Origin of the sequence: Kribbella qitaiheensis, from assembly GCF_014217565.1 — a bacterium.
GTDB classification, from domain to species: Bacteria; Actinomycetota; Actinomycetes; order Propionibacteriales; family Kribbellaceae; genus Kribbella; species Kribbella qitaiheensis_A.
Window position 1 is genome coordinate 4,210,735 of sequence record NZ_CP043661.1, and the last position, 12,873, is coordinate 4,223,607.

A 12,873-nucleotide genomic window follows, 5' to 3' on the forward strand; every position below is an offset into this window, starting at 1 on the left:
GTGATCGTCTCGTGCTCGAGCGCGACCGGATCAGCAAACACATCGACGATCTCATCAGCACCCGTGACTCACTCGACGTCCTGATCAGGACGAACCGTCGCCATCGCGCCACCCTGGAGCAAACCGCTGCTCCGGCACACTGAGCTGAGCGAACTGCTTGCGAAGGGGGAGGCCTGGGGTGGAGGTCACAGTGTTGTGCGATGCCGTTGCTGTCTTTCCGGAGGCGGTGGAGGCTGCGCTGCCGGGGTGGTCTTCGGAGCACCAGGCGTGGACCGAGGCGAACCTGCCGGGCAACGTGGCCGCGGACGGCGGCTGGCTGCTGCACTTCCACAGCTACCTGGTGACGTCCGATCGTGGAGCGGTCTTGGTCGATACCGGGATCGGGCCGGCTGGGAGTGAGGCGGCCAACTGGCTGGGCACGACCGGGCGACTACCTGGGTTGCTGGCCGCGGCAGGGGTTGGTGCCGACGAGATCGACACGGTGATCCTGACCCATGTCCATCTGGACCACGCGGGCTGGAACACCGCCGAGGAGAACCGGCCGCGGTTCACCAACGCGACGTACGTCGTACAGCAGGCCGAACTGGATCACCTCGGCGACGGCCCGACGTACGAGCGCTACCTCAAGCCGATCGCCGCAGCCGGCCAACTCCGCACGGTGTCGGGCGAGACCACCTTGAACGGCCTCAGGCTGCTGCCAACCCCAGGGCACACACCCGGCCACCAGTGCGTGATCACCGAGGTAGCAATCCTCGGCGGGGACGTCCTCGTCCACCCTGCCCAGGCCCGGTGGCCCGAACTCACCTACGTCTACGAACGCAACCCCACCATCGCCACCACCTCCCGCCACGACGTCCTAGCCCTAGCCACCACCACCGGCACCCCCCTCGCCGCCGCCCACCCCGCCTCAACCATCACCGCAGACCACCTGCGAGCAACCCGCCCAACTAGCTCCAGCCACCCACCACCCCGCACCGACCTCCTGACCCCGTGCCCACCCCACCGGCTCTAACCCGCACACAGCCCGGCGGACTTGAGTGCGCCTACTCACCGCTTCGCCTCTGATCGCGGACTGCCACGCCATCAGTACTCCGCTCCGATCTCCCCGCCCACGCTCAAGCACCGCTCAACCCGCCCCGAAACCCCAACCACTGATGGCCTGCAGGTCCAGGGTGCTCAGCGGTAGCCGGTAGTGTTGGCGGGTTTGCCGGGGTCCTGGATCTCGACGATGTAGCGCCAGGCGTCGGGCTGACTGCCGTCCAGGTCGGTGAAGCCGTAGAGCTGGGCCAGTGCGCCGCTGGAGGTGGACTTGCCGTTCCAGCGGGCCACCTGCGGATCAGCGGCGAGTGCGGCGACCGCGCGACCGACGTACGAAGGACTCTCGGAGATGGCGAAGTGCGGGAAGTTCTTGGTCGCGTCCCGCCAGTTCTCCTCGGTGACGCCGAACCCATCGAGCATCGCCTCCGACCGCAGCCAACCCGGTGTCAGCAGGACGGCTGTCCCGCCGCGGGAACCGACCTCGTGCGCGAGCGCGAACGCCATCCGGCTCACCGCGCCCTTCGCGACGTCGTAGAAGAACGAGACGCGGTAGTTGGTCGCGTTGTACTCGTCAGTGCCGTCGGTCATCTCGACGACCAGCCCACCCGGCGTCTTGAGCAGCAACGGCAACGCGAAGTGGCTGGTGATCGCATGCGTCTCCACACCCAGCCGCAGCAACCGCAGTCCACTCTCGAGCGACGACTCCCAAACCGTCTTGTCCCAGTCGGGTTCGCCGGTCTGACCCCAGATGTCGTTCACCAGGATGTGCAGCTCACCCTGCTCTTGCTCGATCCGCTCGACCAGCGCCCGAACCTGCTCCGGCTCGGTGTGATCAACCCGTACTGCGATCCCGCGACCGCCCGCCGCGTCGACAAGTTCCGCCGTCTCCTCGATCGTCTCCACCCGATCCATCTCGGACCGCCCTGAACGCGTACTCCGCCCAGTCACATACACCGTCGCCCCGGCCGCTCCCAGTTGCACCGCCACCCCACGCCCAGCCGCCCGAGTCCCACCCGCCACCAACGCCACCTTCCGGACCAGCGGCTTCTCCAGCTCGTGACTCATCTCTGCCTCCCGCGGTAGCCATACGCTGTATGATTTCGCTACCATACGACGTATGGTTAATGTCGGCAAGCCGGCGGGTGGGCGATCGGGACGGCCGCGAGCGGGTGAGGAGCGCCTCAGCCGGCAGACGATCCTCGACGCTGCGCTGCGGATCGTCGACGACGAAGGGCTCGAGGCGATGACGATGCGCCGCCTCGCCGCGACCCTCGGGGTGAACCCGATGTCGATCTACCACCACCTGCCGAACAAGGCAGCAGTCTTCGCCGGCCTGGCCGAACTCGTCTTCGCCGACCTCAACAACACGAGTCGCGCTGAGGCCACAACGTCACGGAAGGCGGGAAGAGAAGTCCCCGTACGCCGTTCGGCCGGCCGGAGTCCAGGAGCCAGCACCCCCACTCGCTCCGGCGGGGACCGATGGCAGGACGAGTTGATGAACGCGGCCCACGCCTACAGGAACGCCTTGCGGGCGCACCCGAATCTCGCGCTGCAGGTCTTGGCGGACGCGGCGGCTGTGTCAGAGGTGGTCGTGCTGACCGTCGAGCCGTTCTACCGGGCACTCGACCGGGCCGGGCTGACCCCGCGCCAGATCTTCGAAGCAGTGAACACGTTGATCGATTTCATCCACGGCTTCAGCCTCGGCGAAGCATCGGTGCGGGCCGACACCTTCGAACTGGCACCCGATCTGCTGGAACGGGTGAGCAAACTACAGCCGGGCCAAGCCCCGACCCTGACGCGGATCGTCGAGGAGCTCGGCGCGGACGGCTTGCACTACGAGTTCGACGACGGCTTCGAGACCGGATTGAGTTTGTTCGTCGCCGGCATCGGCGCGCGCTTCGGCCGATAGCGGGAGACGGCGACTCCGAGCAGACACAACGCCCCACCGGCAAAGGCCAGCGGCGCCGGCGACTCGTCGAGGAACAGCCAGCCGAGGAAGATCGCCAACGGCGGCACCAGGTACGTCGTCGCGCCCATCTTCCCCGCGCTCGTTCGCGCCAGGGCATACGCCCACGTGGTGAACGCCAACGCGGTCGGGAAGGCACCCAGGAACACGATCCACCAGATCGTCGACGACCGGGCGTCACCGGTCTCGCGGACCAGCGCGGGCGCGAACGGCAGGCAAGCGACCGCACCGATCGTGCAGGCCAGCCAGGTCACCTCGAGTGCGGGAAGCCGGCCGAGCAGGGGCTTCTGCGCCACCACCCCGACCGCATAGGCGACCGCTGCGACGATGCAGAGGATCACTCCCCAGGTCTCGGCCTTGCCGTCCGAGGACGACGTACCGATCACCACCACTCCACCGAACGCGGCGATGCTGCCGATCACCAACTGCCGCGGGAAGCCTTCACCCAGCAGCAGGCCGGCGAGCAACGCGATCAAGAGCGGGCCGATGTTCACGAGCATGGCCGCCGTCCCCGCGTCCAGCCGCTTCTCGGCCGCATTCAGCGCGACGTTGTAGACGCCGAACCACAACAGCCCGCAGACGAGCAGCAACTTCCAGTCACCCTTGGCCGGCCACCTCCGCGGCCGGGCGAAGACAAACGCGCCGAGCACCAGACTCCCGACCAGCAGCCGCCCGAGCGACAGCGCACCGGCAGAGAACTCGTGACCAACGTGCCTGATCGCCACGAAGGCCGAAGCCCAGAGAACTACCGTCACAGCTGCCGCGCCCGCAGCCAGCAAACCTTGGCGCCTATCGGTCCCGATCACATGCTGACCGTAAGCGCCGCTCGCTTCGGCCGACACCGAATAATCACCCTGTGGAACCAGCGAACCTCGCGTCCGGGGTGACCTGGCCGGGCGCCACCCGATCGCCGACCACAGCACGCCGTCGGCACGCCCGCCATCCACCGACCCCGGAGGCTTCATATGCGCGCCAAGATCCTGTACGTGACCGACCTCACCTACCCGGCCAAGGGCCGTCGGTACGGCGACGAGGACACGTACCTCACGCGCCAACTCCGCGAGCACTTCGATCTCGCGCTCTGCCATCCGCTCGACGCCGCCGCCCTGATGGACGGCTTCGACGCCGTCGTCGTCCGCAACAGCGGTCCGGTCATCCACCAGCAGGCGGAGTACGACGAGTTCCGCGCGGCCGCGATCACCCGCGATACACGGGTCTTCACCCAGCTGACCGGCAAGGCCGACATGATCGGCAAGCAGTACCTGGTCGACCTGTGCGAGATCGGCTACCCGGTGATCCCGACCACCGGCACCGATCCGGCATCATTGCCCGAGGCAAGCAGCTATGTCGTCAAGCCGAAGCTGGGCTCCGACTCGATCGGACTTCTCCGGGTCTCCCGCGACGAGCTCACCCACCTTTGTCTGGAGGGCCAACTGGCCCAGCCCTTGATCGACTTCCGCTACGAGGTGTCCTTCTACTTCATCGACCGGGATCTCCAGTACGCCTTGTACGCGCCGGATCCGGCCAAGCGCTGGGAACTCGAACGCTACGAACCCACCGACGAGGACCGGGCGTTCGCCCAGCAGTTCGTCGACTGGAACACGATCGACCACGGCATCCAGCGCGTGGATGCCTGCCGCACCGCGGCCGGCGAACTCCTCCTCGTCGAACTGGAGGACCTCAACCCCTTCCTGTCTCTCGAACTCACCGACGACGCCACCCGCTCCCGCTTCGTCGAACGGATGGCGCACTCCCTGACCGGCCTACTCGCGCTCTGACTCCAACCTCTCCCCGTCCTCCACAACCTCAGCCGCAGGAGCCGGCAGCGCGAAAGGAGTCAGGAACGCGGTCAGCAGCACCGGCACGGTCAGACCCGCGACCAGGACCGGAAGCGTGAACCAGACCGATCCGACCGCGAAGCCCGCATAAACGGCCACCGCGAACACCTCGGCGAACAATCCCGACACCGAGATCACCGTCGCCCGGGCAGGCCCGGTGATGGCGTCCTGCAACCGCGCCTCGGACACGATGATGACCAAGTGCATCACCCCGTAGCCGATCGCGATCGGCACGAACCCGAGCGCCGTCCCACTGAGCGATCCCCAGGCGATCAGCACGGCCGTAGCCGCCAGCCCGATCGCGAAGATCGACGCACGCAGCTTGTACGCCACTCCCGCGAGTGCACCGGCTATCGCCTGCGCGGCAACCGTGCCGGCGATCAGCAGTGGCACGAGGGTTGTCGACGCACCAACCTCCCTGGCCAGCACGGGGAAGTACTCGTCGAACGCCAGGAATCCACCCAGCAACGCGACCAGCGCAACAGCCTTGCGAACCGTCCGGCTGCTCCCGACTTCGGCCAGTCCCGTGACCAGCATCAACCGGTACCGCCCGAGGGCACTGTGTCTGCCGCCAGGCTCCACCTCCTCCGTTTCGTCAACCGTGGCGACAGCAGCCGCCTCGGGCAGGGACATCGCGACCAGTAGGTGCGCGAAACAACTGAGCACGCTGATCGCGCCCACCAACGAGTAGCCACCGAGCTGGAACAGCGGAGCCGCCAATGCGGTAGCAGCCAAGTTCAGGACCAGCGCGGGCCGCCTTGGCGCGACCGATCAGCCCCGCGTACTTGTGGGCAGTCCCCCGTGCGGCCAACTCGTCGTACACGAGGGCTTCGAAGGTCCCGGAGATCAGCGCGGAGCTGATACCCCAGAGGATGAAACCCAGCGCGAACCCGGCGTACGTGGGCAGCAGGATCCAGCTGGCGTAGCCGAGGCCACTCAGCGCTGAACCGAGCATCAGCAGTTTGCGGCGCGAGAACACGTCCGCCCAGGCACCCGAGGGCACCTCGAGAAGGAACGCGGTCGTCGACCAGATGATGAACAGCGTCGACACCTGCGATGTCGACAACCCGTGATCCGTGAACAGCAACTGGTACAGCGGATACAACGGGATGAAGTCCTGCAGCGCCGCGTAGGCGACGATGCGGACCGTTAGGCGGTCACTGAATCAAAGATGCGGGCTCGGATATCTCATGTCTTAAAAGGTATCCGTGAAGTCAGCCACCCAACAGGGCTTTTGTGCCGGGTGTGGACAAGTGCAGAACCTGGTAACGAGTCCCGGGGACGATCCCCGGCTCACCACTCCACAAGGTGAAGTGCACCAGCTCCCAGCGGCTCGGATCCACCGCGATCGCCGAGCTGTGGACACCGTCCAGCGCGGCGGTCTTCGTCAGCACCTCGACGGCGGCCGCGACCGGATCCGCCGGATCGACGTCGGGCGGCAGCAGCTGCACATGCTTGGTCGCAGCCAACGCCGGCTGATCCACAGCCACTCCCGGCCGGACGTCGACTCCCGTCCAATGCTGAACGGCAGGACGTCCGAAAGACTTGCAGATGCCGGTGAAGAAGCCGCCGCCCCACAGGAACCGGCTCATCCCCGCCGGATCGTTCCACAGGTAGAACGGCGCGTACTGGTTCACGATCGCGCCGTTCGCCTGGTCCTGCACCAGGTAGGCCTTGATGCCCAGACCGTCGAAGTCGTCGGTGCGGTCCCCCAGCGTCTCCACCCGCCGCCGGATGATCCCCATGTCGTAGTCGGTCGGCAGATTGATCTCGTACTGCATCGCGTACACGGCCACTCCTTCTCGTCAGGTGTCGCCATACATACTAGTAGGTACAGAATTTTAATTGGCAGGCGCGGCCGGCAGATTCCGGCCAAGCTTGGGTGATGAGCGACGTCAGCGAGCGGATCTGGAGCCGGCTACCGGCGGGAAGCCGCGAGGCCTTCATCGATGGTCTGAGCCCGTCCGACCTGCAGAGCGCGCTGCTCGATGTCAGCCGGGCCCGGGCTGCGAAGGTGTCGCCGGGCCCGCGTGATGCAGCGCTGGCGCGAGGACCGGTTCGTCCGCCCGACGACCGTCGATCCCCGGCAGCTGGTGAAGACCCAGGCGATGCTCTGGGACCGGCTGCCGGACAGGTTCGCCGGCGTGGAGTTGTCCCCGCTGGCCCCGCTCGGAACCTGCTCCGCCATCGCCACGGTCGACCAGAACAAGGTGGTCACGACCAACCGCGGTACGGAGGTGGCGAGTGACCCTACGAACGAGCTGGCGATCGAAGCCGCCGTACGCCGGAAGGCAGGCGCCGCGCGGGTAGATCTAGCCGCGTGCCAGCGGGTGGTGCGGGCCCAGGCGGTAGACGCACCCGGGATGTTCGCGCACTTCCAGCTGTTCGCCTTGGTGTCGAGCACCCGGGACACCGGCTCCGGCCGGGCCGAGGCCGAGATGCTCCTCGACCACCTCGGTTTCTGGGCGGACATACTCGGCGAGCAGGCGCAGCTGACCTTCACCACGCTCGCGCCAACCGCAGTACGGGAGCGCATCGACGACACCGTGCGCCCTGCACTGAAGGTGGACCTGATGGAGGATCCGGACCGGATGAAGGGTTCGAACTACTACTCCGGTACCGCGCTCGGCATCGCCCAAGCCGGAGCAGAAGTGGGCGACGGCGGCTTCACCCGCTGGACCGCCGACCTCCTCGGCGACGCCAAGGAACGATGCCTGATCTCCTGCATCTCGACAGAACGGCTAACTGCGATCACCGCCTCCTGACCGCGTTCAGCGCCCGCTCCGAGTACGCGACCTCACCTCAGCAGGGTCTCCGCCCAGCGCGCGCCAGACCAGATCCCCGGTTCTGCTCGCCCAGTTCGCGGGCGGCTCCGTCTCGGCGAGCGCGAACGCGTACCAGGAGCCGGTGAGAAACGAGGTCGCGATGGTGAAGTCGGCGTCATCGGGCAGGTCGCCCTGCTCGACCGCTGCGGCCAAGCACGCCTTGAGCCTCCGTCGACGAGGCGCGACGATCTTCTGCGCGTACTGCTCGCGAACCACCTGATCGACACCGTCTCCGAGCATGAGCCCCGCAAGCGGCAGCGCCGAGGCTTCGCTGATGCACTGCCGGAAGTGCTCCAGCTCCGCAACGAGATCGGTCAAAGCCTCCCCCGTCACAGTCGGCGGCGCGACCTCGGCCAAGTGAGCGACGGCGTCGACGACCAGGGCGGTCTTGTCCTTCCACCGCCGATAGATCGCGGGCCGGGTAGTGCCGGCGGCCGAGGCCACGGCCGCCAGGGAGAGCCCGGCCATACCGTTCCTCGCGAGTTCGCAGAGCGCTGCCTCGAGAACCGCCACGTCGATGGCGGTGTCCCGGGGCCGCCCGGCGCCCGCTGGTCCGGGGGTCGTGATCACCCAAGACACATTACGTGACAGACCCGTATTGCCTCTACAACCCTCCGCGGGTTACCTTAATAACGTTACGAGACATGCTTGTAACGTTATTAGAGTGAGGCAGCTGTTCATGAGCACTGATCAACCCCGAGCCGCCAAGAAGGTTCTGCTGCTCGCGTCCAACCCGAGTACGTCCGCCCAGACCGGCTGGCCGATCGGATTCTGGTGGGCGGAGCTGACCCATCCGTACTTCGAGTTCACCGCTGCCGGCTACGAGGTGACGATCGCCAGCCCCGATGGCGGCGCCCTGCAGGCAGACAGCTATTCCGACCCGAGGGACGAGTCCGGCTACTCCGCCGAGGACCTCATCAGCCGTGGCTTCATCGCCAGCCCGAAGCACGCGCAGTTGGTCGAGAAGACCCCCTCGCTGGCGGCCCTCCGCCCACAGGATTACGACGCTGTCTTCCTGGTCGGCGGCCAGGCTCCGATGTACACCTTCCGCACCGACCGGCGGGTCAAGGACCTGGTCGGCGAATTCGTTGCCGCCGGCAAGATCACCGCCGTCGTCTGCCACGCCACCTGCGTCCTGCTCGACGCGACCACCCCGGACGGCGACCTGGTCGTGGCCGGCCGGACCTGGACCGGATTCGCCAACTCCGAAGAAGAGTTCGCCGACGAGTTCGTCAATCAGAAGATCCAGCCCTTCTGGATCGAGGACGAGGCCAGGAAGCTCGACCGGACGAACTTCATCGTGCACGGCAGATTCAAGCCGCACGCGGTCCGTGACGGCAACTTGATCACCGGCCAGCAACAGAACTCCGGCGCGGCCGCGGCTCGCCTCGTCATCGAGGCGCTGGGACGGTGAGCGGCGATCAAGCTCGCAGCTTGAGTAGACCTGCGTTGGTGGGTGAGAAGCCGCAGGCTCTTGAGTAGAAGTTGGTGAGGTGTGGTTCGTAGTCGACGTGTAGCCACTCGCAGCCCGCTGCCGATGCCTCCGCGGCGGCGGTCTGCACTAGCTGCTGGCCGATGCCCTGTCGTCCGTACTGCGGGTGCACTGCGGTGTCGAGCACGAAGGCGTGCGCGCCGCCGTCCCAGCAGACCTGGACGAAGCCGACCAGCCGATCATTGCTGAAGGCACCGACCCAGGTGAGGGCGTGCCGCTCCAAGCGAGCTGCCCAGGGCTGGACTTCGACCGGTGACTCGAAGGCGAGCGCGTGCAGCGTTGACAAGGCATGGTCATCGACCGGGAAGCGCACTCTCATCTCCACGCTCGAGAGCCTGCCTGGTCAGGTCGCTGAGTGTCGACCGAATTCAGGCGAGGCCTCGGTGCTGATCAGGACGACCGTGCTGTCCTCGGTCAGTCCCAGCTCTTCACGGTGACCAGCAGCCAGAGCGGCACGGAGTCCTGCCAAGGTGGCGGCCCCGCTGGCGCCCGAGGAGATCCCTGCAGCACCGAGGTCCCGCTCGGCGCTCAACGCTTCGTCCTCCTCGACCGTGACGGCTGCGCTCAGCCCTGCTCGCAGTACTGGCCAAGCGAGGGTCGACGGCGTACCGCAGTTGAGCCCGGCCATGACTGTGGTGCCCGTACTGACCGAGACGAGCTCGTCCGCCTCCAGGCTCGCGCTGATGCACGCGGCACGCTCTGGCTCAACACCCAGTACTACGGGTGCAGCCGCGCAGCTTCGGTAATGCGTCACCGCCGCTTGCGCAACAGAGCCCACTCCCATCGGCACGACGACCAGATCCGGCTCCACCACGATCTCCCGGAACAGGGTGGAGTAGCCGTCGACGATGCGCTGCGGCACGACCTCGTACCCGGGCCAGGCCGCGTCCTGGATAAGCACTCGGTTCCCTGTCGCCACCGAGGCCGCAGCAGCCACCGCAGCGTCGTACGACTTAGGCACGACCGTGACGGTCGCGCCTTCTGCACGAATGGCATCGACAGCGCGTTCACTGATCACGTCCGGCACGAACACATGCGCCGGCAGACCGAGCATGGCCGCCATCCGAGCAACCGCGCGACCGTGGTTGCCGTCAGTGGCAGTAACAAGCTCCAGAGATCCGGTGTGCTCCTGGACCGCGCAGTGGATCGCCCACCAGGCCCCGAGCGCCTTGAAGGCTCCCAGTCCGAGTCGCTGGGACTCGTCCTTCACCAAGAGACGACCGACCCCGAGCTCCGCCGCCAGAGACGGCACCTCGCGCAACGGCGTCGGGGCGTAGTCAGCCAGCCCTCGATGGAACGCCAGTACTTCGGTCGGCGCGGCTGAACATCGCCAGTCCCGCCCGGCCGGGTTGTGGTGCCAGAGCACCTAGGCGACCAGTGCGAACGCCTGCGACGAGGTGGAGTAAGCCGCGGGACCCGAGGAGGCGACCCGGACCGACTGGGACTCGCGCACCTGAATGGCTGCGGTCTGCAGGCGGATCGGCAGCGCAGTACGGGCGACCGTGGCCAGGTCGTACTGGACCTCGTGCAGCAGGTCGGCAAGCTCCAGGTCGAGAGCGCGGCAGATGGCCGCCAGGATCTCCGACGAGGGCTCCTTGCGGCCGCGCTCGATCTCGGAGAGATACGGCACCGATACCTGGGCCTGTTCGGCCAGCTCGCGCAGGGTGATGCCCCGCTCGCGCCGCAGCCGGCGGAAGACGTTCCCGATCACCTGGCGTAGCAACACGTCTGGTCCTCCTGGTCGTGTGTCCTGTACCGAGTGTGCCACCCCGGCCGGGTCTGCGGTGGGCAGATCTGCCACGGGCAGATTCCCGGGACTACCGGACGGACCGGGGTCAGGCTGGAGAACATGAGCGAGACGAAGCTTCCGAATGCCCTCGACAACCACATCTACCAGCGGCTGCTCTGGCAGCGGATCCTGGTGCTCGGCGACGAGCTCAAGGACGAGAACGCGAACGCCCTCTGCGCCCAGCTGCTGCTGCTGAACGCAGAGGACCCGAAGGCGGACATCTCGCTCTACATCAACTCACCGGGCGGCTCGGTCTCGGCCGGACTGGCGATCTACGACACGATGAGCTTCATCAGCAACGACGTCGCGACGTACGCGATGGGCCTGGTCGCGTCGATGGGACAGGTCCTGCTGGCCTGCGGCGCACCCGGCAAGCGCTACTCGCTGCCGCACGCGCGGATCATGATGCACCAGCCGCTCGGCGGCATCGGCGGTACGGCGACCGACATCAAGACCCAGGCCGAGCAGGCGATCCTGGCGAAAAAGGACCTGGCCAAGCTGATCAGCCAACGGACCGGCCAGCCGCTGGACCGGATCGAGGCCGACTTCGATCGCGACCGCTGGTTCACCGCCGACGAGGCGCTGGACTACGGGATCATCGACAAGGTCCTGACCAACCCGGTCCCCGTCGGCTGAGCCTGTACGCCGTACGCCCGGGTGCGGTCAGTCAGTCTGTCCGTCGAGCGCCTGAGCCAGGTCGGTGATCAGGTCTTCCGCGTCCTCCAGCCCGACGCTGAGGCGCAGCAGGTCCTGATCCGGTCTGGCCTCGGCCGCCACCAGGCGATGTGTCAGGCCCGCCGGGTGCTGGATGAGCGTGTCCACTCCACCCAGGGACACCGCGTGGGTGATCAACCGCACCGACGCCGCCACGCGCGCCGCGTCCTTCGTAGTGAAAGCCAGTACCGCACCCGGCCCGGCCTGCTGCCGCCCGACGAGCCCTAGCGGGTCGCACTCGGGCAGTCCCGGGTAGAACACGTTGTCCACAGCCGGGTGGTCAGTCAGCCACCCCGCCACCTTCGACGCCACCGACTGCTGCGCCCGGACGCGCACCGGCAGGGTCTGCAATCCCCTGTGCAGCTCGTATGCTGCCAGCGGGTGCAGCAGGCCGCCAGTCACCGCCCGCACTTGCCGTAGCCGCGCGACCCACTCGTTCGGCCCGGCGACGAGTCCGCCCATCACGTCTCCGTGCCCGCCGAGGTACTTCGTTGCTGAGTGCAACACCAGGGTCGCGCCATGATCCACAGGCTGTTGAAGCACGGGGGTCGCGAAGGTGTTGTCCACAAGCACCGGGATCTCCGAGCCGGCCTGGCGGACCACCTGCGCGATATCCACCAGCTCCACGGTCGGGTTCGCCGGGGTCTCCACCAGCACCAGTCCGGTGTCCGGCCGTACGGCGTCAGCGACACCGCTCGGGGTCGCCCAGCTGACCGTCGTACCGAGCAGGCCTGTGGACAACAGGTGGTCCGAGCCGCCGTACAAGGGGCGGACAGCAACCACGTGCGGCTTCCCCGCCGCCACAGTCGCGAGCAGGCAGGCCGAGAGCGCGGCCATGCCGCTGCCGAAGGCGACGGCGCCATCGCAGTGTTCGAGCTCGGCGAGCGCCTCCTCCAGGCGGGCGACGGTGGGATTCCACAGCCGCTGGTAGACGAGGCTGCCGCCGTCCGGGCCGTTGCCGAGCGCCAGTTCGTCGTACGACGCGCCACCGGCCTCGACGCCCGGGAGCGGGTAGGTGGTGGACAGGTCGATGGGTGGGACGTGCACGCCCAGTGCGGTCAGGTCGTCGCGGCCGGCGTGTACGGAACGGGTGTCCAGTCGGGTCATCGGAGCCTCCTCGGTTGACCCGAGGATGGAATCTTGTGCAGATTTCGCGCAACAGTTCCGAAGAAAATTCGTCCACAGGCTTGTCCACACGCTGTGGATTCTGT

The 12,873-nt window shown here is 67.2% G+C and carries 16 protein-coding genes; 6 read left to right on the plus strand and 10 right to left on the minus strand.

Features of this window, described 5'->3' with window-relative positions:
• The first annotated feature begins 178 nt into the window (after nucleotides 1–178).
• Nucleotides 179–1,012 carry an MBL fold metallo-hydrolase gene (locus F1D05_RS19790; RefSeq protein WP_185441684.1) on the plus strand — a complete coding sequence of 278 codons (834 nt, stop codon included), beginning with the start codon at nucleotides 179–181 and terminating at the stop codon, nucleotides 1,010–1,012.
• 164 nt (nucleotides 1,013–1,176) lie between these two features.
• Here the strand turns inward: F1D05_RS19790 and F1D05_RS19795 are convergent, their stop codons facing one another.
• A complete protein-coding gene (locus F1D05_RS19795; protein ID WP_185441685.1) occupies nucleotides 1,177–2,103 on the minus strand; it encodes an SDR family oxidoreductase in 927 nt (308 codons plus the stop codon).
• 52 nt (nucleotides 2,104–2,155) lie between these two features.
• Here F1D05_RS19795 and F1D05_RS19800 point away from each other — a divergent pair, with 52 nt between their 5' ends.
• Nucleotides 2,156–2,947, plus strand: a complete 792-nt coding sequence (locus F1D05_RS19800) for a TetR/AcrR family transcriptional regulator (RefSeq protein WP_185441686.1) — start codon at nucleotides 2,156–2,158, stop codon at nucleotides 2,945–2,947.
• On the opposite strand, the gene F1D05_RS19805 is transcribed toward F1D05_RS19800, so the two are convergent.
• A complete protein-coding gene (locus F1D05_RS19805; protein WP_246485781.1) occupies nucleotides 2,872–3,810 on the minus strand; it encodes a DMT family transporter in 939 nt (312 codons plus the stop codon). The genes F1D05_RS19800 and F1D05_RS19805 overlap by 76 nt on opposite strands.
• A gap of 159 nt (nucleotides 3,811–3,969) precedes the next feature.
• Between F1D05_RS19805 and F1D05_RS19810 the strand changes: the two genes are divergently transcribed.
• Nucleotides 3,970–4,782, plus strand: a complete 813-nt coding sequence (locus F1D05_RS19810) for a hypothetical protein (RefSeq protein ID WP_185441687.1) — start codon at nucleotides 3,970–3,972, stop codon at nucleotides 4,780–4,782.
• On the opposite strand, the gene F1D05_RS40480 is transcribed toward F1D05_RS19810, so the two are convergent.
• The 3 genes from F1D05_RS40480 to F1D05_RS19820 all read right to left on the minus strand — a co-directional run bounded on the left by F1D05_RS40480 (nucleotide 4,768) and on the right by F1D05_RS19820 (nucleotide 6,623).
• Nucleotides 4,768–5,475, minus strand: coding sequence for a hypothetical protein (locus tag F1D05_RS40480; RefSeq protein WP_246485782.1), 708 nt, complete (start codon nucleotides 5,473–5,475; stop codon nucleotides 4,768–4,770). The genes F1D05_RS19810 and F1D05_RS40480 overlap by 15 nt on opposite strands.
• Nucleotides 5,438–5,947 (minus strand): MFS transporter, encoded by a 510-nt coding sequence (locus F1D05_RS40485; protein WP_246485783.1) that lies wholly within the window; start codon nucleotides 5,945–5,947, stop codon nucleotides 5,438–5,440. Before F1D05_RS40485 ends, F1D05_RS40480 begins: the two co-directional genes overlap by 38 nt.
• 109 nt (nucleotides 5,948–6,056) lie before the next feature.
• Entirely contained in the window at nucleotides 6,057–6,623 is a 567-nt protein-coding gene (locus F1D05_RS19820; protein WP_206686374.1) for a DUF4865 family protein, read from the minus strand.
• A gap of 249 nt (nucleotides 6,624–6,872) precedes the next feature.
• Here F1D05_RS19820 and F1D05_RS19825 point away from each other — a divergent pair, with 249 nt between their 5' ends.
• Nucleotides 6,873–7,607, plus strand: a complete 735-nt coding sequence (locus F1D05_RS19825) for a hypothetical protein (protein WP_343066481.1) — start codon at nucleotides 6,873–6,875, stop codon at nucleotides 7,605–7,607.
• Between the two features lie 6 nt (nucleotides 7,608–7,613).
• On the opposite strand, the gene F1D05_RS19830 is transcribed toward F1D05_RS19825, so the two are convergent.
• The gene (locus F1D05_RS19830) at nucleotides 7,614–8,237 is read right to left on the minus strand and encodes a TetR-like C-terminal domain-containing protein (RefSeq protein WP_206685768.1); all 624 of its coding nucleotides are present in this window, start codon (nucleotides 8,235–8,237) and stop codon (nucleotides 7,614–7,616) included.
• 109 nt (nucleotides 8,238–8,346) lie between these two features.
• Between F1D05_RS19830 and F1D05_RS19835 the strand changes: the two genes are divergently transcribed.
• Nucleotides 8,347–9,081, plus strand: coding sequence for a type 1 glutamine amidotransferase domain-containing protein (locus F1D05_RS19835; RefSeq protein ID WP_185441689.1), 735 nt, complete (start codon nucleotides 8,347–8,349; stop codon nucleotides 9,079–9,081).
• Between the two features lie 7 nt (nucleotides 9,082–9,088).
• Here F1D05_RS19835 and F1D05_RS19840 read toward each other — a convergent pair whose 3' ends face one another.
• Genes F1D05_RS19840 through F1D05_RS19850 form a run of 3 tightly spaced genes read right to left on the minus strand, consistent with a single transcriptional unit; the run spans nucleotide 9,089 to nucleotide 10,885 of the window.
• Nucleotides 9,089–9,478, minus strand: coding sequence for a GNAT family N-acetyltransferase (locus F1D05_RS19840; RefSeq protein WP_185449257.1), 390 nt, complete (start codon nucleotides 9,476–9,478; stop codon nucleotides 9,089–9,091).
• Between the two features lie 24 nt (nucleotides 9,479–9,502).
• Nucleotides 9,503–10,525 (minus strand): pyridoxal-phosphate dependent enzyme, encoded by a 1,023-nt coding sequence (locus F1D05_RS19845; protein WP_185441690.1) that lies wholly within the window; start codon nucleotides 10,523–10,525, stop codon nucleotides 9,503–9,505.
• Complete coding sequence (locus F1D05_RS19850; protein WP_185441691.1) at nucleotides 10,526–10,885, minus strand: helix-turn-helix domain-containing protein; 360 nt, start codon at nucleotides 10,883–10,885, stop codon at nucleotides 10,526–10,528. It abuts the gene before it with no gap.
• 123 nt (nucleotides 10,886–11,008) lie between these two features.
• Here F1D05_RS19850 and F1D05_RS19855 point away from each other — a divergent pair, with 123 nt between their 5' ends.
• Nucleotides 11,009–11,584 carry a ClpP family protease gene (locus F1D05_RS19855; protein ID WP_185441692.1) on the plus strand — a complete coding sequence of 192 codons (576 nt, stop codon included), beginning with the start codon at nucleotides 11,009–11,011 and terminating at the stop codon, nucleotides 11,582–11,584.
• 27 nt (nucleotides 11,585–11,611) lie between these two features.
• Here the strand turns inward: F1D05_RS19855 and F1D05_RS19860 are convergent, their stop codons facing one another.
• Nucleotides 11,612–12,769: a trans-sulfuration enzyme family protein gene (locus F1D05_RS19860; protein ID WP_185441693.1), complete on the minus strand. Its 1,158-nt coding sequence runs from the start codon at nucleotides 12,767–12,769 to the stop codon at nucleotides 11,612–11,614.
• Nucleotides 12,770–12,873: the final 104 nt, after the last annotated feature.

Excerpts from the sequence above, each read along its gene's own strand:
- F1D05_RS19800 (WP_185441686.1), top strand. The coding sequence starts at position 2,156 with ATGGTTAATGTCGGCAAGCCGGCGGGTGGGCGATCGGGACGGCCGCGA.
- F1D05_RS19820 (WP_206686374.1), bottom strand. The coding sequence starts at position 6,623 with ATGCAGTACGAGATCAATCTGCCGACCGACTACGACATGGGGATCATC.
- F1D05_RS40480 (WP_246485782.1), bottom strand. The coding sequence starts at position 5,475 with ATGTCCCTGCCCGAGGCGGCTGCTGTCGCCACGGTTGACGAAACGGAG.
- F1D05_RS19795 (WP_185441685.1), bottom strand. The coding sequence starts at position 2,103 with ATGAGTCACGAGCTGGAGAAGCCGCTGGTCCGGAAGGTGGCGTTGGTG.
- F1D05_RS19855 (WP_185441692.1), top strand. The coding sequence starts at position 11,009 with ATGAGCGAGACGAAGCTTCCGAATGCCCTCGACAACCACATCTACCAG.
- F1D05_RS19810 (WP_185441687.1), top strand. The coding sequence starts at position 3,970 with ATGCGCGCCAAGATCCTGTACGTGACCGACCTCACCTACCCGGCCAAG.
- F1D05_RS19840 (WP_185449257.1), bottom strand. The coding sequence starts at position 9,478 with ATGAGAGTGCGCTTCCCGGTCGATGACCATGCCTTGTCAACGCTGCAC.
- F1D05_RS19860 (WP_185441693.1), bottom strand. The coding sequence starts at position 12,769 with ATGACCCGACTGGACACCCGTTCCGTACACGCCGGCCGCGACGACCTG.
- F1D05_RS19835 (WP_185441689.1), top strand. The coding sequence starts at position 8,347 with ATGAGCACTGATCAACCCCGAGCCGCCAAGAAGGTTCTGCTGCTCGCG.